The sequence below is a fragment of the Capnocytophaga sp. oral taxon 336 str. F0502 genome, from assembly GCF_000411575.1.
GTDB lineage: Bacteria > Bacteroidota > Bacteroidia > Flavobacteriales > Flavobacteriaceae > Capnocytophaga > Capnocytophaga ochracea.
Map to the genome: position 1 here is coordinate 403,269 of NZ_KE150490.1, position 24,275 is coordinate 427,543.

Annotated in this window: 13 protein-coding genes and 2 tRNA genes; 13 read left to right on the plus strand and 2 right to left on the minus strand. The window is 38.5% G+C overall.

Features of this window, described 5'->3' with window-relative positions; genetic code table 11:
- Nucleotides 1-79 precede the first annotated feature (79 nt).
- The 9 genes from HMPREF1528_RS07525 to HMPREF1528_RS07565 all read left to right on the plus strand — a co-directional run bounded on the left by HMPREF1528_RS07525 (nt 80) and on the right by HMPREF1528_RS07565 (nt 8,559).
- Nucleotides 80-1,435: a Na(+)-translocating NADH-quinone reductase subunit A gene (locus HMPREF1528_RS07525; RefSeq protein WP_016479269.1), complete on the plus strand. Its 1,356-nt coding sequence runs from the start codon at nt 80-82 to the stop codon at nt 1,433-1,435.
- Nucleotides 1,436-1,475: 40 nt separating this feature from the next.
- The gene (locus HMPREF1528_RS07530; RefSeq protein WP_016479270.1) at nt 1,476-2,351 is read left to right on the plus strand and encodes a hypothetical protein; all 876 of its coding nucleotides are present in this window, start codon (nt 1,476-1,478) and stop codon (nt 2,349-2,351) included.
- Between the two features lie 5 nt (nt 2,352-2,356).
- Nucleotides 2,357-2,881 carry a ClbS/DfsB family four-helix bundle protein gene (locus HMPREF1528_RS07535; RefSeq protein WP_016479271.1) on the plus strand — a complete coding sequence of 175 codons (525 nt, stop codon included), beginning with the start codon at nt 2,357-2,359 and terminating at the stop codon, nt 2,879-2,881.
- Nucleotides 2,878-4,107 carry an NADH:ubiquinone reductase (Na(+)-transporting) subunit B gene (locus HMPREF1528_RS07540; RefSeq protein ID WP_016479272.1) on the plus strand — a complete coding sequence of 410 codons (1,230 nt, stop codon included), beginning with the start codon at nt 2,878-2,880 and terminating at the stop codon, nt 4,105-4,107. The genes HMPREF1528_RS07535 and HMPREF1528_RS07540 overlap by 4 nt, the downstream gene beginning before the upstream one ends.
- A gap of 3 nt (nt 4,108-4,110) precedes the next feature.
- Nucleotides 4,111-4,848, plus strand: a complete 738-nt coding sequence (locus HMPREF1528_RS07545) for a Na(+)-translocating NADH-quinone reductase subunit C (RefSeq protein WP_016479273.1) — start codon at nt 4,111-4,113, stop codon at nt 4,846-4,848.
- 4 nt (nt 4,849-4,852) lie between these two features.
- Nucleotides 4,853-5,500: an NADH:ubiquinone reductase (Na(+)-transporting) subunit D gene (locus HMPREF1528_RS07550; protein ID WP_016479274.1), complete on the plus strand. Its 648-nt coding sequence runs from the start codon at nt 4,853-4,855 to the stop codon at nt 5,498-5,500.
- Nucleotides 5,501-5,520: 20 nt separating this feature from the next.
- Nucleotides 5,521-6,264: an NADH:ubiquinone reductase (Na(+)-transporting) subunit E gene (nqrE, locus tag HMPREF1528_RS07555; RefSeq protein WP_016479275.1), complete on the plus strand. Its 744-nt coding sequence runs from the start codon at nt 5,521-5,523 to the stop codon at nt 6,262-6,264.
- Entirely contained in the window at nt 6,248-7,561 is a 1,314-nt protein-coding gene (gene nqrF, locus HMPREF1528_RS07560) for an NADH:ubiquinone reductase (Na(+)-transporting) subunit F (protein WP_016479276.1), read from the plus strand. Before nqrE ends, nqrF begins: the two co-directional genes overlap by 17 nt.
- Before the next feature lie 83 nt (nt 7,562-7,644).
- On the plus strand, nt 7,645-8,559 hold the full coding sequence (locus tag HMPREF1528_RS07565) for a restriction endonuclease (RefSeq protein ID WP_016479277.1): 915 nt from the start codon (nt 7,645-7,647) through the stop codon (nt 8,557-8,559).
- A 397-nt stretch (nt 8,560-8,956) separates the two neighbouring features.
- Here HMPREF1528_RS07565 and HMPREF1528_RS07570 read toward each other — a convergent pair.
- A tRNA-Ala gene (locus HMPREF1528_RS07570) sits at nt 8,957-9,030 on the minus strand.
- Between the two features lie 89 nt (nt 9,031-9,119).
- On the opposite strand from HMPREF1528_RS07570, the gene HMPREF1528_RS07575 reads away from it, so the two are divergent.
- The 4 genes from HMPREF1528_RS07575 (at nt 9,120) to HMPREF1528_RS07590 (ending at nt 23,475) form a co-directional block, all read left to right on the plus strand.
- Nucleotides 9,120-9,887 carry an enoyl-CoA hydratase/isomerase family protein gene (locus HMPREF1528_RS07575; protein ID WP_016479278.1) on the plus strand — a complete coding sequence of 256 codons (768 nt, stop codon included), beginning with the start codon at nt 9,120-9,122 and terminating at the stop codon, nt 9,885-9,887.
- Nucleotides 9,884-10,993, plus strand: coding sequence for an alanine racemase (gene alr / locus HMPREF1528_RS07580; RefSeq protein ID WP_016479279.1), 1,110 nt, complete (start codon nt 9,884-9,886; stop codon nt 10,991-10,993). Before HMPREF1528_RS07575 ends, alr begins: the two co-directional genes overlap by 4 nt.
- A gap of 70 nt (nt 10,994-11,063) precedes the next feature.
- A tRNA-Met gene (locus HMPREF1528_RS07585) sits at nt 11,064-11,136 on the plus strand.
- Nucleotides 11,137-11,622: 486 nt separating this feature from the next.
- Entirely contained in the window at nt 11,623-23,475 is an 11,853-nt protein-coding gene (locus HMPREF1528_RS07590) for a T9SS type B sorting domain-containing protein (protein WP_034567951.1), read from the plus strand.
- A 100-nt stretch (nt 23,476-23,575) separates the two neighbouring features.
- Here the strand turns inward: HMPREF1528_RS07590 and HMPREF1528_RS07595 are convergent, their stop codons facing one another.
- The gene (locus tag HMPREF1528_RS07595; RefSeq protein ID WP_016479281.1) at nt 23,576-23,899 is read right to left on the minus strand and encodes a hypothetical protein; all 324 of its coding nucleotides are present in this window, start codon (nt 23,897-23,899) and stop codon (nt 23,576-23,578) included.
- Nucleotides 23,900-24,275: the final 376 nt, after the last annotated feature.

Below are 24,275 nucleotides of genomic sequence, written 5' to 3' on the forward strand. Positions count from 1 at the left end.
AAAGGAGTAGATTATTTTAAATCAAAAATAAATTTGTATATTTGCACCTAATTTAATAAAACTAACTAATATTATTTATATGTCAAACGACATCCGCATTCGAAAAGGGTTAGACATACACTTGGAAGGCGAAGCTGATAAAACTACACAACAGCTTCCGCTTGCCTCTTTGTATGGTATTAAACCCAATGATTTTCACGGTGTTATTCCTAAGCTTTTATTGCGTGAGGGTAATGAAGTGAAAGCAGGTGAAGCACTATTCTTTTCAAAGAGTGATGAGCGTGTTTTGTTCCCTTCTCCGGTAAGTGGTACCATTAAGGAGATTGTACGAGGTGAGCGTCGTAAAGTGTTGGAAATACACATTGCGCCCAGTCAAGAACAAACCTTCAAAGACTATGGGAAGAAAGACGTAGAAGAGATGCAGGGTGAAGATATTAAGGCACACCTCCTTTCAGCAGGTTGCTGGCCTTTTATCAAACAACGCCCTTATGACGTGATTGCCAATCCCGACGGGAAGCCTAAGGCTATCTTTGTGTCGGCTTGCAAAACCAATCCGCTCGCTCCCGATTACGACTATGTGCTCAAAGGAAAAGAGCAAGCTCTGCAAACCGCTCTTACCGCCTTAGCTAAACTCACCACAGGGAAAGTACACGTGTCCGTTTTCAAAGACAGCTCGTTGTCACCTTTCCGCAACCTTAAGGGCATAGTGGTGCACAATGTGTCAGGACCTCACCCAGCAGGGAACGTCAGTACACAAATTGCCCAAGTCAGTCCGATAAACAAAGGTGAAGTGGTATGGGTGGTAACGCCTCAAGATTTGGTGATGATAGGAGAACTCTTCTTAACAGGTAAAGTGAACCTCACCCGTACAGTAGCTCTTACAGGTTCGCGCATTGAGAAACCTCACTATGTTACAGCCCTTGCTGGAGCTCAAATCAGTGGCGTCGTGGGTAGCCAGGTAAAAGACGTGGCTGCAACCCGTATTATTAGCGGTGATGTGCTTACTGGTACTAAGGTGAGTGAAACAGGCTTCTTAGGTTTTTACGACGACCAAATTACAGCAATTCCCGAAGGAAATGATTATGATTTGTTCGGTTGGGCAAAACCAGTAGCCAACAAGATTTCGCTTACACGTTCGCTTACTTTCTCGTGGTTGAACCCTAAGAAAAAGTACGACCTCAATACCAATACCAATGGTGAACAACGCGCTTTTGTCGTAACAGGTATGTACGAAGAGGTTTTCCCGTTGGATATTTATCCGATGCAACTGCTCAAAGCCTGCTTGTATAAGGATTTGGACGAGTTGGAAAACTTAGGAGCTTACGAAGTAGCACCAGAAGATTTTGCACTTACTGAATTTGTATGTGTATCTAAACAACCACATCAGCAAATTATCAGAGATGGACTTGATTTAATGATGGCGGAATTAGGTTGATTCATATAAAAGTAAGTAAACAGTTTTAAATAATTGAAATATGTCTAATTATTACAAACCTTCAGGGAAGTTTTCACCTATATCATTTGTGTATTTCATATTAGTATGTACAGTAGCATTGCCTATATTAGCAACTATTTATGCGTACTTAATATGGTATATTCCAATTATATATCTTAACTTCTTAGTAACATTTGGTTTTGGTTTTGCTATAGCCATTACTGTTGGTTATTTAGTAGTTAGATTGGGTAAAGTACGTAATTATGGCTTAGCTATTTTGTTTGCTCTCATAGCATCACTTGTTGCTTATTATCTTCAATGGGTAGTATGGGCTGATTTGGCTATTAATACGAGTGAAGTGTATGGTAATAAGCAAATAGGTGTAGCCGTAAGTAATGTGCAAATTGAACAATTGCTGTACTTATTAGGGCATCCATCAGACCTTTTTGGATTGATAGGACTTATCAATGAAGAAGGGACGTGGGCTATAAAAGGGAATACTGTGAGTGGAGTTTTCCTTAACATTATTTGGGTAATTGAATTCTTAGTAATTGTGATTATGGGAATAGTTGCCTCTGTAGGTAGAGCTAAAGAGCCTTTTAACGAGCTTGCAGATGAGTGGTTTAAAGAAGAAGAATTACCTGCTTTTTCTTATATAGAAAATGTAAGTGACTTTAAACAACAAGCTGAACAAGGTAATTGGGAACAACTTTCTACAGTTATTCAAAGAGGTGATAAAGGAACTAACCATAGTGTTTTTACTTTGTATACCTCGGCTAATGAGTATTATCTTTCAGTTTCTAACGCTACAGCAAAAAAGAATAAGAAAGATAAGATAGAGTTTGATACCGAAGATTTTATAAAATATCTCAGTATTGATAAAACTGTTTATGACTTATTGAAAGGTAAAATCTAAACATTATGGCACGTCCGCAATCTAAATTAGGGCTTGTAGTATCAGCAGAAAGAAATTACAATGAATTGATTTCTTTGATTGATACTATTCCCGAAGATAAACGAGAAAAGGAGTTTCCTAAGGGAACAATGAATCGAAATCTCCGAGATATACTCGGGCATTTATATCATTGGCATTTGCTTTTTTTATCTTGGTATGAGGAAGGAATGAAAGGAGGTAAACCTAAAATACCCAAAGAGGGTTATACTATGAAAGACACTCCTAAATTAAATCAAGAGATATGGAAGAGTTGCCAAAAGGTACCGTTTTCTAAAATGTTTTCTCTGTTTAAAGATTCACATAGTAAGGTTTTTCATATTATAGAAAGTCATACTGATGAGGAACTTTTTACAAAGAAAAGATATCCTTGGACCAAGACGACTTCGTTAGGTTCTTATTTAGTTTCGGCAACATCAAGTCATTACGATTGGGCTTTAAAACTAATTCGTAAATCAATAAAAAAGAATAATTACTTATCATCAAGAAAATGAGTTTAAAAAGTAAATTAAATACATTAAAAGAAAAGTATAAAGGAACGAAGATGGAGACGACTTTCAACGCGCTCCACACATTCCTCTATACGCCTAATGAGGTAACCCACGGAGGTACCCACATTAAGGCTGCTGACGACCTAAAACGAACAATGAATATGGTGGTTTTGGCACTGATTCCTTGTTTGATTTTCGGTATTTTCAATATAGGTTACCAGCACGAAGTGGCTTTCGGTCACTTAACACACCCCGCTGAAGGCTTAGCTTTTTGTAGTGGAGATTTTTGGAATTGGACAAATTTTAGTATTGGTTTTATAAAAGTATTTCCTCTTGTAGTAGTGTCGTACGTAGTAGGGTTGGGCATTGAGTTTATCTTTGCTACCATTCGTGGTCACGAAGTAGAAGAAGGATACTTGGTAACCGGTATGTTGGTGCCACTTATCGTTCCAGTGGACATTCCACTTTGGATGCTTGCTGTAGCAGTAGCCTTTGGAGTAATCATCGGTAAAGAGGTATTTGGGGGTACAGGTATGAATATATTAAACCCTGCACTTACCATTCGCGCTTTCTTATTCTTTGCTTATCCTACTTCAATGACAGGGGATAAAGTATGGGTAACAGGTGTATTAGATCGTTCTAAAGAAATTGCTTCTGGAGCAAACTTAGATGCGGTTTCAGGCGAAACTATCTTAGGTAATTTAGCGCAAGGACACCCTATTCACTACACCGATTCTGACCTTCTTTTCGGGTTTATCCCAGGTTCGGTAGGTGAAACTTCTACTATCCTTATCCTCTTAGCAGGTTTATTCCTCATCTATACTAAAATTGCTTCTTGGCGTGTGATGGTTAGTATGTTTATAGGAGCTTGGGTAATGGGCGCTATCTTCAATGCTTTAGCACCAAGTATGGTAGGTACTCAGTTCTACACTATTTGGAGTGTACCAGCTTATCAACACTTGCTCATTGGAGGTTTGGCTTTCGGAGCTGTATTTATGGCTACCGACCCAGTTACAGCAGCACAAACGAATACTGGTAAGTATATCTATGGCTTCTTAGCTGGTTTCATTGCTATTGCTATCCGTTGCTTCAACCCTGCTTATCCTGAAGGGGTAATGCTTGCTATCCTATTAATGAACGTATTGGCTCCTACTATCGACCACTTCGTAGTACAAGCTAATGTATCTCGTCGTAAAAAACGTTTAAAAACAGTTACTAAAACCGCATAAATTATGGCAGTAAAAACAGAAAGTAATTCGTATACAGTGATTTTCGCCATTATAATGGTGGTAATCGTAGGAGCTTTGCTCGCTGGTATTTCGTCAGCATTGAGCAGCGATATCAGTAACAATAAAAAGTTAGAAAAGAAACAGAACATCCTCTATGCTATGGGTGTAAATCACAACCAAGGTGAGCTCGGAGGAGGTAAAGTAGAGTTTCTTTCCACTACTGATGCTGAAAAAGAGTTCCCTAACTATGTGAAAGAACAATACCTTATCAAAGGAAATACCGCTGAAAAAGTAGAAGGTGCTAACGACCTTATTAACTTCAACGGTCATCGTGAAGGTTTGCCTCTTTATGTAGGTGAAAAAGATGGAACTACCCTCTACATCATTCCCGTAAACGGACGTGGTTTGTGGGATGCTATTTGGGGATATATAGCTGTAGATAAAGACCTTATCGTACGTGGCGTTTTCTTCGACCACAAAGGAGAAACTGCTGGTTTGGGAGCTAATATCAAAGAACGTTTCTTTATGGACGACTTTATTGGGGAACACCTATTAGATGCTGCTGGTAACTTCCAAAGCATTCAAATATCAAAAAGCAATGGTGACCCTGAAAACAAACGTAAAGAAGATGGAAAAATAGATGCTATTGCAGGTGCTACTCTTACTGGTAATGGAGTGCAAGCAATGATACGCGATGGCATAGAGCCTTATGTTTCTTATATTAAAAGTTTAAACAAATAAGACTATGGGACTAACAAAAAAAGATATAAAATTAGTAAAAGATCCCTTATGGGATAATAACCCTGTGACAGTACAAGTGTTGGGTATCTGTTCTGCTTTGGCAATTACAGCCCAATTGAAAGCTGCTATTGTAATGAGCCTTTCCTTTACCTTTGTGCTTGTAATGGGTAATGTAACCATTTCTTTACTTAGAAATGTAATACCACCTAAAATCCGTATCATCGCCCAGCTAATTGTAGCAGCTGCTTTGGTAATCGTGGTGGACTTTGTGCTGAAAGCCTATGTGTACGACCTTAGCAAACAGCTATCGGTATATGTAGGGCTTATCATCACTAACTGTATTTTGATGGGACGCTTTGAGGCATTTGCTTTAGGTAATCCTCCGGGTAAATCATTTTTAGATGCTATTGGTAATGCAGGTGGTTATTCTATCGCTTTGCTTATCGTCGCCTTCTTCCGTGAACTATTAGGTTCAGGCACTTTGCTCGGTTTCCAAGTATTAGGAGACCCTATTAAGAAAACAGGTGTATATGCTTGGGGCTATGAAAACAACGGTTTTATGTTGTTAGCGCCTATGGCATTAGTAACTTACGGTATAGTAGTGTGGGTACAACGTTCACGTAATAAAGCCTTGATAGAAGACAGTCATTAATCATTTAAAAAGAAAAGAAAATGTTAGAATATTTAACACTGATTTTTAAATCGGTATTCGTAGAGAATATGATTTTCGCTACCTTCTTAGGTATGTGTTCGTACTTGGCTGTATCTAAAAAAGTATCTACTGCCATAGGCTTAGGAGCTGCTGTTATTTTTGTACAGACTCTTACCGTACCTATGAACTACTTGTTGAACCAGTATATCCTCAAAGAAGGTGCTTTGGCTTGGTTAGGAGCAGAATATGCCAATTACGATTTGAGCTTCCTTACTTATATCTTGTTCATCGCTACTGTTGCTACAATGGTACAGTTAGTAGAGATTATTGTAGAGAAGTTCTCTCCATCATTGTATAACTCGTTGGGTATTTTCTTGCCTTTGATAGCCGTAAACTGTGCTATCTTAGGAGGGTCACTCTTTATGCAATCACGTGAGGAAACTATTCACTCTTTTGGTCTTTCAGTAGCCTACGGGTTCAGTTCAGGATTGGGATGGGCTATCGCTATCTTAGCGTTGGCAGCTATCCGTGAGAAAATACGTTATTCACACGTACCTGCACCCTTGCGTGGCTTGGGTATCACCTTTATCACTACAGGGCTTATGGCTATCGGCTTTATGAGTTTTGGTGGTATGCTTACAGGTGGTAGCAGCAAAAAGGAAGCTAAAGAAGCTCCTAAACAAGAGACTACTATCCAACAAGAAGTTAAAACTGATAAATTAGCTCATAACACAAAAGATTTAAGCAATGATATTAGCAAGTGAAATATTAACAACTATTACGGTAACGGTGATAGGATTATTGGTAATAATCCTGCTGTTAGTAGCTATTTTGCTTTACGTAAAACAGAAACTAACCCCATCGGGACCTGTGAAAATTACAATTAATAAAGACAAAGTAATTGAAGTGCCTATCGGCGGTTCATTGCTTTCTACTTTGGGTAACGAGAAGATTTTCTTGCCATCAGCTTGTGGTGGTAAGGGGTCTTGTTTACAATGTAAATGCCACGTGTATGAGGGAGGAGGAGAGGCTCTTCCTACAGAAACGCCTCACTTTACAAAGAAGGAACTCAAAGAAGGTATGCGTTTAGCTTGCCAAGTGAAAGTAAAACAAGATATGCAAATAGGCGTACCAGAGCAAGTGTTTGGTATCAAGAAATGGGAAGCTACTGTAGTGAGCAATTATAATGTGGCTTCGTTTATTAAAGAGTTTGTGGTAGAACTTCCAGAAGATATGAACTACAAACCAGGAGGATACATTCAGATTGAAATTCCTGCTTGTGAAGTTAAATATTCTGATATTGATATCACTGCACACCCTAAAGAACACCCAGGAGAGCCTGATAAGTTCAGAATGGAGTGGGATAAGTTTAAGTTATGGCCTCTTGTAATGAAGAATCCAGAACCGGCAGAGCGTGCTTACTCTATGGCTTCCTATCCAGCAGAGGGACGCCGTATAATGTTGAATGTGCGTATCGCTACGCCTCCTTTTGATAGAGCTAAAGGAGGATGGATGGACGTAAATCCTGGGGTAGCTTCTTCTTATATCTTCTCACGTAAACCAGGTGACAAGGTAACCATCTCAGGACCTTATGGCGAGTTCTTCATCAATGATTCTAACGCTGAGATGTTATATGTAGGAGGGGGAGCTGGTATGGCGCCTATGCGTTCGCACTTGTATCACCTTTTTAAAACCTTAAAAACTAATAGGAAAGTTACTTATTGGTACGGAGGCCGTTCAAAACGCGAGTTGTTCTATGTAGAGCATTTCCGAGAATTGGAACGTGAATTCCCTAACTTCAAGTTCTTCATCGTACTTTCAGAACCACTACCAGAAGATAACTGGAAAGTGAAGAAAGATATCCACGATACTGAAGGCGATGGTTTCTTAGGATTTGTTCACAATGCTGTAATCGAGCAGTATTTGAGCAAACACGAAGCTCCAGAAGATATAGAATTGTACTTCTGCGGTCCTCCAATGATGAACAAAGCCGTTCAGAAAATGGGACAAGACTTTGGTATGCCTGATGAAAACATTCGTTTCGACGACTTTGGTGGTTAATCACTACCTACATTATACAAAAATCCGACTTAGCGATAAGTCGGATTTTTTTATTATCTTTGCGACATAAAATTGATATAAGTATGAAGAAAGAATCAAAATCAAAGATAATTGCACAAAAAGTAATTTATGCTGCTTTTAAAATACTGAAAGAAAATGGAGGTAAAATGCGTGGAAAACAGATAGTAGATGAAATTCGAAATACTATTTCCTTTGATGATTATGAGAACCATATTTTTGAAAAGACGGGTTATGTAAGATGGGAGGCAATTCTTAGTTTTTATACTATTGATTGTATGAAGGCAGGTTTTTTGACAAAACAGGCAGGGGTTTGGTATCTAACTCAAGAAGGGGAAGAAGCTATGAAACAAGGAGCTGAAAAGCTTTTAGAAATGGCAAATCAAAAGTATAGGGAATGGGATACTAAAAATAGGGTCAATAAAGATAAACCCTCAGATTTGGATAATGATACAGTGTCATTGAATGAAGAGAATACGCAAAAACAATCAGTTCTTTTAGAACAGTATGAAACAAGAGCATTAGAAGGAATTAGAGAATTTGTCATAGAAAAGAATCCTTACGAATTCCAAGATTTAGTAGCTATTCTTTTAAAGTCAATGGGGTATCATATTTCTCACATATCACCCAAAGGAAGAGATGGAGGAATCGATATTATTGCTTATACAGACCCTTTGGGAGTAATACCTCCTCGCATAATTGTACAAGTTAAGCATAAACCAGAATCTAAAATTTCCTCTGATGATATTCAAAGACTGGCAGGAACGATGAAGAGAAGTACTGATGTAGGTATTTTTGTAACCTCAGGAGAGTTTAGTAATTATGCAATAAGTGAAGCACGAAATACAGATAAACATATTGAACTAATAGATTTTGAACGTTTTTTAGCTTTATGGCAGCAATACTATAACAAAATGTCTGATGATGAAAAAAATAGACTTCCCTTACACTCGATTTACTTTTTAGGGACTAATGATTAGTAAAATTAGAAATTGTTGTCTATCACATATATAAATTAGCTTATGTGTACGCGATATATTCACAAACATTAGAACAGAGAAATATTCTATTCGACTCTTAAACGAATAAAGAACGGTGTGAGTCGCATAGGAAGCAAGGTAGGGAGAGCTTAAACAAAGCTTATATGAACCTTATAGGAAAGACGAACAAAAGACGAACAAAAGACGGTGCGAGCCGCACGGGCAAATGAACAAAGAACGAAGGAATGAAGAAGGATAAACGGTGTAAGCTGCTCAGGCAAATGAACAATGAACGAAGGAATGGCGAAAGATAAACAGTGTGAGCTTCGCAGACAGAAGAAGAATAAACAAAGAAAAGATGATTAAAAGTAGAACTTTTAATCATCTTTTTTGCTTGTGGAGAAGATGGGGCTCGAACCCACGACCTTTTGGCTGCCAGCCAAACGCTCTAGCCAACTGAGCTACATCCCCGTTTGCAAGCGCAAAGGTAAAATATTTTTTCTAATTACCAAACCTATTTGCGAAAAAAGTTATACTTTTGCCATAAATTTATAATAACAATGACTGATAGATTGCAAGGTTCGTTGTATACGAAAATAGATAAAAAACTGGCTGTTACTACTTTTGGACATCCTAATGCGAACTCCTTCCCTTTGGAGTTGTTAAACAGACTTACTAAAGAAATTGATGCGCTTTCTGAAAATGAAGAAGTAAGCATTATACTTCTCAAGAGTGAAGGAGATGGAGCTTTTTGTGCAGGAGCTTCTTTTGACGAGCTCTTAGCCGTTAGCAATGAAGAAGAAGGAAAACGTTTCTTTGAGGGCTTTGCGCATCTTTTTTTGGCGATGCGTCGCTGTAAAAAACTTATTATTGGGCGCGCTCAAGGCAAGGCTGTTGGCGGAGGAGTGGGCTTACTCGCTACCTTAGACTATGTGTTTGCTACCGAAGCAGCGAGTATCAAGCTATCGGAACTTTCACTGGGCATAGGTCCTTTTGTGATTGCTCCTGCAATCTTACGTAAAGCCGGACAAGCAACACTCAACGAACTTTTTATGGCTCCTGACCAATGGAAAAGTGCTTATTGGGCTCAACAAAAAGGGTTGATTGCTCGCGTGTTCGAAAATACAAAAGATATGGACGAAGCGATAGACCTTTTTATAGTTACGCTTCTGAAATCCAATCCAGTAGCTTTGTCGGAAATGAAACGCATCACTTGGCAGCACACTGAGCATTGGGAACAAGAACTCATAAATAACGCAGCTATTTCAGGAAAATTAGTACTTTCAGAGCAAACAAGATTAATGTTAGAAAAATTGAAGAATAAATGAAAACAGAAGAAACCGTTTTAGAAATCAACCTTACCGACTTAGAAAAAAACGTTCTTTACTTAAAAAGCCGACTCAAACCTACAACTTTGTTTTTGGGAGTGGTAAAAGCTTCCTCTTATGGGAATAATTCGGTGCCTATAGCTTTACATTTGGAAAAGAAAGGATTGGCGAATTACTTTGCAGTTGCCTACACTTCCGAAGGTAAAGCTTTGAGAGAAGCAGGTATTACACTTCCTATATTGGTGTTACACCCACAACCTATTAATTTTGATGATATTGTAAAATATCAATTAGAACCGACATTATATTCACAGCGTATTACAAAGCTATTCTTGGAGTATGCTGAGAAACACCATTTGGTAAAATATCCTGTGCACATTAAATGTAACACAGGGCTTAATCGCTTGGGGTTTGATTTAAATGAAATAGATGGAGTGCTCGCTTTGTTAAAAAATAATACTACGGTGACAGTGAAAACGGCTTATTCTCATTTAGCGGCTTCAGAGGATATGAATGAGAAAGAGTTTACTGAAAATCAGATTAAGACTTTTATTGCTTTTCAAGAAAAGATAAACAAAACTTTCTCTCATAAAGTAATTTACCACCAGTGTAATACTTCAGGTATACTGAATTATGCCCACGCTCAGTTTGATATGGTGCGTTGTGGTATAGGAATGTACGGCTTTGCCAATGACGCTCAGCTACAACAATATCTTACGCCTATTATGACTCTTAAAAGCGTTATCTCACAAATACACACTTTGCAAGTAGGTGATAGTTTAGGCTATAATCGAGGTTACATTGCTGACCATATTACTAAAACAGCCACTATACCGGTAGGTCACGCTGATGGAATCAACCGTATTTACGGTAAGGGGAAAGGCTTTGTATTTATCAATGGGAAGAAAGCGCCTATTATAGGTAATGTGTGTATGGATATGATATTGGTAGACGTTACTAATATTCCTTGTGAAGAGGGAGGAGAGGTAATTGTATTTGATAAAGACCATACAGCTGAGACATTGGCTGAATCGGCAGGTACAATTTCGTATGAACTTATTACCTCTATGGCGCACAGAATCAAGAGAGTATATATAGAAGAGTGAAAAGTGTAAAAAATAATACCTAAAAAATTTTGGTATATAAAAAAAAGGTTGTACTTTTGCACCCAGAAATCGCGGGATAGAGCAGTAGGTAGCTCGTCGGGCTCATAACCCGAAGGTCACTGGTTCGAGTCCAGTTCCCGCTACAAAATAGGCGTAATTAGTCTGGTTTAAAGACTGATTACGCCTAACTTCTTAAAATAAGTGCATCGGATTTGTGGCTATTTTCCTGCACGAGGAAGGTAGCCGTAAATAGAAAACATCTCTTCACTTTTTATGTAAAGTAATTTAGCAATATTTAATTTAACGCTATAGATATTTTTAATGTGCCTTATATTATCTGTTAGATAAAATATTATTGAAATCGTATTTTATTTCTGCAAAAAGAAAAGTTTTTACAACTTAAAAAACATCTAAAATGCATTTGGGTAAAACTTTAACAAGACTTTAACATAGTGTAAAATATTGGAAATGAAAAACCTATATTTTTTTTGATTTAAAAACGTAAAAATATATACTTTAATGATGTGTAATTAAAAAAAAAAGATTACTTTTGTCGCACTAACTCTGTATACATAATATACATATTAGTTTTAAGAATAGCAGTTTTATATACCATAGTTTAATAACTAATGATAATGAAAAAGTTTTTATCAGCAATTTTGTTTTTGATGTTCGCAGGAGTTGCGTCAGCTCAATGTATAGACTTAGAGACAACGCCTATACCTGGGAATTGCTACTCCGATGCGCAATTAAAGGTGGAGGCAAAGCCCGTAACGCCCAAGCCAGCCATTTGTCCTGATCCCAGTGGTGCGGGATATTTTGTGCAACTCAAAGGTTATGGAACCGATTCTGGTTTGCAGAAAATGAGTGGAGTGAATCCTGCTCAGTACACCTTTAGAAACCTTGAACCAGGGGAGTATGAGGTGATAGTACGTGACCAAAAGAATGGTACTCTTGATATAAAAAAGGTAACCGTTACTTCTAATTACAAGATAATGAATATCCAAAACTTGCAGGCACTAGCACCTGTTTGCGGGAAAAGTAATGGAGGTGTAAAGTTCCAAATTCCTAATGGAGGTATTGGTCCTTTTGAGGTAACCTTATTTGATATGAATGACCAAGTTTTGGTGCCTACACAAACTTTTCAACGTCCTGCTGGAAATGGATATATAGAGGTACGTGGTTCCAGTGCGCACAAAATATTACAGAATACTCTTATAAAAGTACAGATAAAAGATGTTACCAATGTACACGGCGACTGCGGTGAAATACGCCGTTTCCCTAGTGTACAAATTCCAGCAGAAACCTTTAGCTTTGACTGTGTTGAAATAAAAACAGCTGACCGTTATCTATACAGGAGTGAGACCGATTGTAATGCATATAGACTTCGTTTTAGATTTCACGATAAGAATGGTGTTTGGTTAGATCGTTATATAGATAGACAGGTGCTAAAAGACCATTTTAGCAAACCAGGTACTGCGGTAGTACGCTTTTTAAACCGTTCTAAAACCGTAGATATCTCTTCTTCCTTTAATGTCAACGCATTTTATCTAACTACTAATGGTTATGATATTCAAAAAGGTGATGAAATAGAAATCACTGTTAAAGGTCCTAATAACACTATTGTTGAAAGGGTAAAATTTAATGATGATATTCTAACACCTTCGTGCCCTTCTTCTAATGTCTTATATACTGTTAACCAATCCTATAAAAGACATAAAGCGGGAACTTGTGGTACCATAGAGCAACAATTAGCTTTCTCTTATGGAGTATATCAAAGTGCTTATAAAAATTTTCCTAATACAGGAGGAGGAACTTATCAGTATCATATAGACTGGCCTGTGGCGAAATTTAATATTACACAATTTAAATTAGAAAAGAGTAATAGCGATGCTGGACCTTGGACAACCGTTCAAATGGTAATAGGAACGGCTGGCTCAGGACAAGCACGTTGGGGATCTGGTTATATTGGGGTAGATCAAGTAGGAGAAGGATATTACCGGCTTACTTATACTGACCCTATTGGTTGTAGAAAAGTTTGTACTTCTGTTGTACATGTATTTTATAAAGTACAAACTACAACCAACCCTCTTGACAATATTTGGAAAGATGTGCGTATAGGCTATGGTGCCTATGAAGGTACAGGTGCCTATGGTATTTATTTTACAGGAAATAACTTCTATCTTCCTTTAAAATTTAAAGTAGAACCTACCGATGGTACTAAATCGGTTACCTATCAAGGTTCTATCGGTTGGAGTAGTACTGTTACACGTACCATAACTTATCCATTGGAAATGACAGTTAATAGTACTGGAAATGTACAACAAGGATATACCAATTTGCCCACAGGAGAATATAAAATAACAGTAACAGATGCTTGTGGTAATACCTCTACTCGTAATTACTTCTTGCCTGCAATGCATTACACTCCTGAACTAAAATATGAGCGCGATTGTGAGGTAGGAAAGATAATGTACGACTTAGGCCGCCCTTATATGAAGAACTCTACTTTTGAGGCAGTGTATTTAGAAAAATATGAAGAAGATGGTCACGGAGGAGGCTCTTGGAAACCTGTAAAGGTAAATGGAAACAATAATTATATATATGGGCACAAAGGTACGTTTTCTAACTTGCTTCCAGCTAAATATAGACTTTATACTAATTTATCGGGTTCTTATAGAAATAGAGCTTTCTTGCGCGATACTGGAGGAAATTATAATAATTTCTATGATCTCACAGATCCTACTACCCCCAATGTGGGTAATACAGTAGCTTATGGAGAAATTACTATAGGTGATTTGGTTAAAATGAACCCTATTTTGAACCCTGCAGTATGTAATAATGGTAGTAACTCAGGAATGATTTCAGTAGATTTAACAGGGCAACAAGTATTTTTCCCTGTTACCTATGAATTGTATTCTAAACCCAATGCTACTTCTACGCAAACTACTTTTATAGAAAAAGCAACCTATCAACAGTCACAAAACCAATATTATCATATATTTAGAAACTTACCTACGGGGCACTATATGGTTAGAACAATCCATCGTTGCCAAACCGTAAACAAGGATATAGAGATAGATATCAGTGGTGATTTTGATCCTTACTTAGTAGTAGACCGCCCAGCACCTTTCTGTAAAGGAAATACAGCTACTGTTTATTTAGGAGTATCTGAGCACATTTTTGATATAAGATGGTTTAAACTTGATGCAAATGGTCAAAAAACAACATCATCACCTTTACAAACTGGCTCTTCTTTTTCAGAAGCTATTTACACAACTACTCATTACTTGGCTGAATATAATTTAAAACCAGGTATAGGTTGTGGTAATGCAAAAGTATATACTAAATCGGTTACTGTAACAATGCCTCCAGAAGATGAAGATCCATTACTAAGAACTCCTTGTCCTAATGATATTATTGTTTTTGCAGATCAAGGAGCTTGTGGTAAGTCAGTGAATTGGAGAGAACCTTCGGCTTATAATACTTGTAATGGTGCTATCACTACTGTGAAGAGTCATACACCACCATATTATTTTAATATAGGAGTTCATACCGTTACTTATACATTCTCTGATGTGAAAGGGAATACTACAAGTTGTTCTTTCACTGTGACAGTGAAGTCTAACGCTACTAAACTGAAATCGAGCCATCGTTATACTGATACTTCGGGTAATACTATCACTCAGTTAACCCCTAATCAGGAGTTCTTTTATGTACTTAATTATCAGAACGACGGTTCAGAAAATATCAATAAAGCAACTATAAATATAAAGCTTCCTGCTAATACTACCGTAGTTACTAATGGTAATCCTGACCTTAATGGGGCAGGTGATGGTACAGTGAATAATCCTCATCCTCAAAGTAGCTATAACAATGCTACTAAGAGCTATCAGTTTGTGATAGGAGGTACAGCAGGAGGCGTACAGTTGCAGTCTACGCTTAAAGCTGGAGACCCTGTCCGTACAATACGTATTCCGCTTAAATTAGTAGGTAATTGCGATGAGCTATTGAAACCTTGCGAAAATTACTTGCATACAGCTATGAATATAGAGTATGAAGGAGGTCCTTCTGGCTGTACAGGTATACACCAAAAAGAAGCAGGAGTTAAAACAATTACTGTTGATACTTCAGGTTGTAACCGCCAGGAAGTGTTCTGTGGTACTGGAGCAATGACCTTTAAGGCTGTTGGAGGCTTTACAAGTTATCAATGGTATAAGGACGGAAACCTCCTACCAGGTGAAACAAAACAATCAATCGTTGCTAACTCACCAGGCGTTTATAAGGTAGAGAAAACAAGTTTTTGCGAAGGAGTTTCTGTAGTAACAGTAGAAACAATCAGTTATCAAGGTATTTCACCTACTACTGACCCTATTCGTGCACAAGCTCAAAACATAGGGGTAACTTGTCCTGGTGATGGTAGTTGGACAAGCCACTTCTACTTCTGTCAAGGAGGAAGTAAGAACATTACGGTAAGCTATAAGAGCACTGCTTTTGAATGGCAACAATGGAGTGGAGGTTGTACAGAAACTTCTCCTGATTGTCGCAATACCGATGATAATTGCTGGAATCCGATACATTCTAACGCTACCTTTACAGCTAGTAGTGCCGGTAAATATCGTTTACACTTGAAAGATTGTAATGAAAACTTCTACTTTGAAGTATTTACAGCAGGATTAAGTGGTAACCTTACTGATAAGATTGACGAAACAAACTATTCACAAGGTTCAGTGAGATTGACCCTTAGCACCAGTGGTGTAAACTATAAAGTAGAAATCTACAAAGGAGGTCTACACTATAGAACTGAAAATATTAATACAAATGATTACCGCATTCCTAACTTGCCACAAGGTACTTATGATATAAAAGTTACTTCAGTGCAAATACCAGGTTGTGAGTATAATGGTAATGTAACGATAGATAAACTCACCGAGATGACAATGACTGCTGCCTTCAAAGGTTGGAAAGATTGTAACACTGCTAAGTTACAACTTAAAGCCGAAGGTGGTAAACCTACTTATCGTTTCTATATTTGGAGTATCAATGGAGTACAACAATTTGCCGATGAACAAACGGCAATTGCTTCTACTTCACCTATTGCATTGCAATTAGGACACCAAACAAACGTAGATGTAGATGTACCAAATATCACCCAAGTAGGAGAGTATGTATTTATAGTAGGTGATATGGATAATGGTAAGTTTGCTTTATCTAACAAGGTAACGATTACACCACCAGATCCACATAGTTATACCTTATCAGTAACCCAAGAAATTGAGTGCGAAAGCAATCCTAATAGTGGGCACATCAATATGATATTCCCATCAGGTAGCCAACACCAAAATCGTACTATTAACTTGTATAAGTTAGATAGGAATGGTAATCGAATTACACCTGCTTTCAAGACAAGTTCAGGAGGATTATTTACTGGTTTGCCCGCAGGAAGCTATGAGATAGAAATGAAATCGAATGTAGGGGGTAATATATGTACTTACAGTCAGAAACCTATCGTAATTGCTCCTACTAAAGATCCTCTTAGAGCTTTTGCAGGAGTAGTAGCCGATAAAGATTGCGATGCAAGTAATCAATATAAAATAGCGGTAAACAATGTTGCAGGAGGCACACCTCCTTACCGTTATAGTTTTGATGGAGAAACTACTTATGGTACCAACAACGTTGGCTTTATGGGAGGTTCAGGTAATGTGTATGTGAAAGACAGCAAGGATTGCCGTATTGTTATCCCTGTGAATATTGTTGCGCAAACCATACCGACTCTTACCATTGCTAGCCCTATTACCTATCGTTGTGATAATGGTTATGGAATGGTAACAGTAACGATTGCTTCAACTACCAGTCAAACTTATGAATACAGTATAGATGGTAGTGGTAAAACAGCTATCGCAGGTAATACTTTCAGTAGATGGTTAGCGCCAGGTACACACTCTATTACTGTATACTATAAGACTTTGAATACAGCTACTACACCTAATGTATTGTACGTAGAAGATTTTGGTAAAGGTGCTAATGAGTGCTTATCAGGAGCCACTACAGGTTTAGTGTGTAAGACTGATGGTAACTTAGCAGATGGTAATTATGTAGTTACTAAACAAGTAGGTACTAATGCTTCTTGGGTACCATCACCTACTGACCCTTCGGGAGGACGTTATTTGGCTATTGCTGGAAATGGTAATAACGAAGTAGTGTATGAAAAACGCATTACGGGAGCAACTACTCTTACTCCTATTACTATAAGTTTTGATGCCTTGAATCTCATTTCAAGTGCCTCAGGAGTAGCACCTCGTTTCAGTGTAGAATTACACAAGAACGATGGGACACTACTTCGAGGCAAGAATGTGGGCACTGTGAATGCTACAAGCTGGAAGAATGTAAGTGTTACCTTTACCGAAGCTGAATTGACAGGTCTTACCAATGGTACTCTTATCGTTAAGATTGTGAATACAGCAGCCGCAAGTTATGGTAACTTAGGCAATGATTATGCTGTGGATAATATTAAAGTAGCGCAAGCTACACAATATTGTGCTTCACAAGTTTCTCAATTAGTGAATATTGAGAAATTTAAGCAAATGCGTATTGAAAAATACGGTGCTGAGAAGAATGTGAGCTGTAAAGGTGCTAGTGACGGTCAGGTGCGTATTAGAGTAATAAATCCAGCTTCTAATACTGTTAAATATTCTATTGACCCTCACCAAGCAGTTTGGACTACGACTACCCTTGACGCACAAGGAGTCTTTACCATTACAGGATTAAGTGCTACTCAAAACGGTGTAGTAGCTGTACAAGATGCTAATAATCCAAACTGTATTACTACCTTACAAACGGGTTACAAGATAGGAGAACCTACCTCTATTGTACCTGCTGCCGTAGTAATGGAGAAAATAACTTGTTACAATGGTGGAAAGGCTAAAGTAAAAGTATCAGCTACGGGAGGTACACCAGGTTATCAGTATCAAGTGGGATTGGTAACAGGTACTTTAAGTGCTCCACAGCCAGCTGCTAAAACGCCTAACCCTTATGAGTTTAATAACCTTGTAGCAGGAACCTATAGTTTAGTAGTAACTGATGCTAATGGCTGTAAAACAGAAACTACTTTTGAGATTGAAGATAAAGCTACTATTTCAGCGACTGCCGAACCTCAATCTTACTGTTATAGAACAGGTGATGAGAAGAAAGTAGTTATTACAATGCTCAGTGGTAATGGCAATTACAAAGTACAACGTGTGGGAGGAGCTATCTATTCATTCAACACTAATAGCTATGTATATCCTGATGCTTTGCCAGCAGGAAATCATACCTTTGTTATAACTGATGGATTTGGTTGTAGTACTACTGTTACTACCCAAGTATACGACCCATTGACATTGCAGGTATCGCCTACTACCCAACAGTATGCTGATTGTAAAGGAGGTAGTGTAACCTATACCCTTACAGCACAAGGCGGTATCCCAACAGCAATGAAAGAATTTAAATACAGTGTAGATAATGGTGTAACTTATACTACCATAGCTACGGCTCCTTCACAAGCTACTGTAGCAGTGAGTGTAGCCACTACTACTGTTATTAGATTCCAAGTAACCTATAAACCTGACGGTAGCGAATGTACTGCTGAACGTTACATCACTTTATTAAGTGATTCACCTCGCTTCTTGAAGCCGTTCACTACTACCAAAGCTACTTGTGGAAAAGCGAATGGTTCAGTAACAATTACACCAAGTGATTACTATGTAGGTACTGCTTCGTATACCTTAGTGATTAAAGATACTGGAGGAGCTGTACAATCAGCTACTGCTTTAGCACAAGGTAACTATATAGCTGAATTAACCGATAATCGTGGTTGTGTGGCTTCTCAAACCTTTACTGTAGGAGCGGTAACACAGCTTACTGCTACTGCTACGGTTACTAAACAAATGGGCTGTACATCAGCAGCAGCTGATTTAGCGGCTATCACTGTAACTCTTGTTAATGGAGGAGGTACTCCACCTTTTACAGTACATTTGAGAAATAACTTGAACGGTTATGAAAGTACACATACTTTAACCGCTTCTAATAATATGCCAACAGAGTTCACTGGTTTGGATTATGGTAATTATGATATTACCATTACTGATGCTAATAGTTGTGAAACTAAACTTAGCACTGTAATTAATCCTAATTCTAATGTAATGTCTATCACTGCTGAAACACCTACAAGTTGTACAACTACAAGTAGTATGGTTATTAAGGCAAGTAATGGCACTACATTCAGTGCAACTACCAATGCTTACTTTGCTGTATATCGTCCAGGAATTGTAAATCCACCAAATACGACTACTGCACAACAATTGACAACCGCCAACCTCAATGGAGGTACTGATACTTGGTATAAAGGAACTGCTTCTGGTACAGGAGTAGCTGTGAAAATACCAAACTTAACACCTGGTGTTCAATATACCTTTGTAGTGTACAATATCACAACAGGTTGTAGATATACTCAACAGGCTACTATGCCAGTGCCTACGTATTCTACATTGGGTGCTACCTTACAAGTAGCCAATGTGAAATGTGCAGGAGGTAATGACGGTACAGTAAGCTATACCTTAACAGGTTTCCAAGGTAGCACAACAGCTATTACTTGGAAGATATTCAGAGAAGATAATCACCAACAAGTAGGTGCAGGAGGAAGTGTAACAGCTCCGTTCCATATCACACAAAACACTAATAGTAATTTGCCAGCAGGTAAATACTATATTGAGTTTACTGAAAATACAGGTTGCGTGAAAGCCTTCCCATTTGAAATAAAACGCTCAGCGGTGCCATTACAAGTATCTACTATGGCTACTCAGAAAGCCTCTTGTAGTACACTTGGTCAAGCGTGGTTGAATATCAAAGGAGGTACTGCAAGCTATACTTATGGTTATGTAACCGCAGGTGGAGCTTATAACCCAGCGGTAATGACAGGCACTACGCAAGCTTCTACTTACATCAACTTGCCAGCAGGTAACTGGGATGTATATGTAAGCGATGCTTATGGCTGTATACAGCACGCTACTGTAACCATAGGAATGTTTGATGTACCAAGTATATCGGATGTTACAGCCTTGAATTGCCAAGCCTACAACAATATAACAGGTAAGATACCAGTGAGAGTGACCCTTAACCAGATAGGTCAAGGTAACCACTATTACACCTTAGATGGTAGTGCTGATCAGCCTGTGGTTTGGACAATAGCTAATCAAGCCTTTGAGGTAGAAGTAAGCCCATTAGTAAATCACACTATCGTTGTGAAAGATGTGAATGGTTGTGCTACTAGTACAACATTCAGTACTACGGCTATCATCACTGCTACGGCTACCGTGAGCAAAGTAAAAACGTGTGCTACACCTACGGCTGAAATAACCGTAGTAGCCACTGGAGGTACAGGTGTATACAGCTATACCTTAGAGCGTTTAGATAACGGTTCGTTAGCAGGTGAAATTATTAGAGAGAATGTAGCCTTGCCAGCAGGTGGTGTAGTAACTATTACCAACCCAACTGAGGCTGCTACCTATCGCATCAGTATATTTGATGCTGAAACACGCGATTGTCCTATTGTGAAAGAAGTTCAAGTGGTAGACCCAACACCTATCGATCCATCGACCATAGTAGCTCAAGCTTATAACGAAAAATGTAACTTAGGTCTCACAGCTACCCCAACAGGAAGCATAGACGTAGCTATCCCTACCGACCCTGATACCTATACATTTAGAATTACAAGTGCTATAGACTTAACCGATGGTAGCAACGTAACAGTAACTACTACGCCTTCAACCGCAGGAACTCATAATGCTACCTTTACACAGCTACGAGGTACTACGCAAGGGGTAAGATACCAAATAACCGTTACTAATAGTACGGGTTGTACTGCGATGGTAGAAACAATACTTACTTCACCAGAGCCTTTGAGCTTTGATGCAGATGTTCTTTCAGCTACTCAATATGTATGTGAGGGAGGTGCGGGAATGACTACACCAAAAGTAAGCGTAGATGTAAGTAAGATACGAGGAGGTATACCACCTTATACTACTGAGTTCTTTGACGGAACAGGTAATAGTTTAGGTACAGGTACTGAGTACACCTTAACAAACCTCAATGGAGGTAGCTTCTACGTAAGCATAAAAGACGCTTCAGGCACTTGTAGTACTAATACTGCTAGCGTAACAGTAGCTCCTGCCTTTGCTCTTACCTCAATGAGTATCACCACAACTACCTCAGTAACTTGTGTGGTAGATGAAGTGATAAATATTAGCTTAACGGTAACTCCTACTTATATAGCAGGCACTCCATTGCGCTATACTATCCGAGGTACTGATAATGGATTTGTGGCTATTACTTCTACTACTGCTACTACCCTTAGTGTACCACTTACAGGTTCAAGTGGCTTTGGTAATAGCAATTATACAATAGAAGTAATTAATGAACGTACTGGTTGTAGCATTACAGGCGTACACAGTATTAGACAGCCTAATACTTTTGCGATAGAATCAACTAACCCAGTGAGAGCGGTTTGCCATAACGACAATGGTTCTATCACACTCGGATTAGTGGATACAGACCTTTCTAACGGCGATCAATCAACAAATGGATATACTTATACCATTACCTCAGTGGGAGCTACAGTAGCTACTTCTACTTCGGCAACGATACCAGCAGGTACACGTAGCTTTACTGTGAACTTGAAAGGTGGTTCTTATGATATTGAAGTAACAGTGAATGGAGTAGGATGTAAAGTGCCGAAAACACGCTTTACTATTCCTTCTAACCCTGCTGAGATAGAAGTGAGAGATGCTCGACAAAAAGTATCTGTCGATTGTTCTAATAAGAACGGAGTAGTAGCCTTAACAGTAGTAGGAGGTCAAGAAACCTTTACCGTAACGCTTACTCCTGTAGGAGGAGGTACCCCACGCGTACAAACAAATGTGAGAGCAGGTGCTCCAGGAATTGAGTTTGGTGGCTTAGACGCAGGTAGCTATATTATATCAGTAACCGATGCCTTAGGCTGTGCAACCGCTACAGGTACTTTGAGTGTGACTATTGACCCATATAGTGGTATCAATACCTCTACTATTTCAGTAACCACAACCCCAATCACTTGTATTGATGCTGATGACGGTACTCTTAAAGTAACAGGTGTAACAGGAGGGGCACGTCCTTATCACTATATTTTAGTGAGAACATCGGCAACGGGCAGTGATTTACCTGAAATAGCTACTAATGAAGGTGAAGCAACCTTTACAGGTATTAAACCAGGTACTTACCGTGTGGATATAGTAGATGCTAAGAACTGTTCAGTAACCATAGCAGGAAGCTATACCTTTACGAATCCGCAACCTATTACTGCTGATATTGATGTGACTAACTCAACCTTCTTTACTTGCTATGGTGAGAATGGAGGAAGTGTAACAGTTCACAATATCGCAGGCGGTACAGGTTCTTATACAGTGAATATCGTGAGAGCTGATAATAACCAAAAGATAGACGGACGCTCAGGAGTAACAGCAGGTTCATCAGAAACGTTCTCAGGATTAGCTCCATCACCTAAGAACACTTATTATCAAGTAGTGATACAAGATACTAATAAGTGTACGATGACTAAGACACTTAGCTTTACTGTAGAAGAGTTCCCTGATATAGCTATAAGCTATGTAGAACAAGAAGGTACTTGTGAAATGAATACTAATAACTATGTAGACCATTTGATAGTACGTTTCAGAAATACAGAAGTAGATTACTCTAAGATAACTTATAGTCTTAACGGTACGGCAAGTCGTACAGCCTTTACTCGTACGGTAGGTAATATAGCTTATATCGATAACTTTGATAGAACAACCCGCACTCAAACTATTCATATACATTACACTGCGGTAGCTCCTATCACAGGATATTGTACAACAAGCAAGACCTTTACGGTAGACCAAATCACTCCGCTTGTATTGAGTCAGGTAACCAACACTACCCTCAATACGATAGAAGTGATAGCTACAGGAGGGGTAACTAGCACAGTGAAGGGCTATACTTACTACTTCAATGGAGTAGATAGTGGCGATAACCGTGTATACAAAATCAAGCATAATGACCCTGAACGAATAGATAATGGCAGACGCATTAAAATCATAGAAGTGAAGGTGGAAGATGCACAAGGTTGTGTACGTACAATGACGATAGAAAAAGAATATCTTGACATTGAAGTACCGAACTTCTTCACCCCAGATGGCGATGGAATTAACGATGTTTGGAAACCTAAAAACTTAGACAACAACGTGAATGCTCGCTTCTACATCTTCGACCGCTATGGTAGACGTGTAGCTCTGCTCAGATCAGGAGAGGGTTGGGATGGTAATTACGACGGTCGTAGTTTACCAGCTGGTGACTACTGGTATATCATTGAGGTGAACGATGAATTATACGACAAACGTGAGTTCTATGGCAACTTTACATTATACCGATAATCGTTAATAGTTTTCATAACTAAAAGAGCTGTTCAGCAATGAACAGCTCTTTTTTATTAAACTCATCATAATTGAGTTATGAATACAATAACTTGCCTATCTATTTGTTTAGTAAAATTGCTATGCAAAGTAGTGCTGAGAATATCGCTACTAAAAGGGTAGTGGGAGCAGGTACTTTTATCGCTAAAAATACTGTAAAAAGTACTAATAGCACGTTTATAGCAAGTACATAACGAAAAGTAATAGGCAGTTGTAACTGATAGTGTAAGCCATTGGCTAAACCGGCAAAAATAAGGGCTAACCCTGCACTGAAAAACCAAAAGGCTTCTGCCGAAAGTTGGTCGTATTTCTTGAAACTAAGTGCTGAATGGGCTATGCCTAATAGTATAATTCCAATAATAGCGACCGCATAGAATATTTTCATTGGTACAAAAGTTTATAATTACTTTGCAAAGATACTAATTAATACCGAATTAATACCATAATACCAAAAATGTTAATAATACTGATTAATATCAGAAATGCTAGAAATACCAATAATACCCAATCAATGACGGTGTGAGGTGTGAGCCACACAAGCGGATAAACAAAAGACGAAGAAAACCTCCCCCCTTACACATACCCAGCTTTCGCTGGCTTCCTCCAAAGGAGGAACTACAGCGACGTAAAGACGACGTAAAGATGAACAAAAGATGAACAAAAGACGAACAAAAGACGAACAAAGAACGAACAAAGAACGAACAAAGAACGAACAAAGAACGAACAAAGAACGAACAAAGAACGAACAAAGAACGAACAAA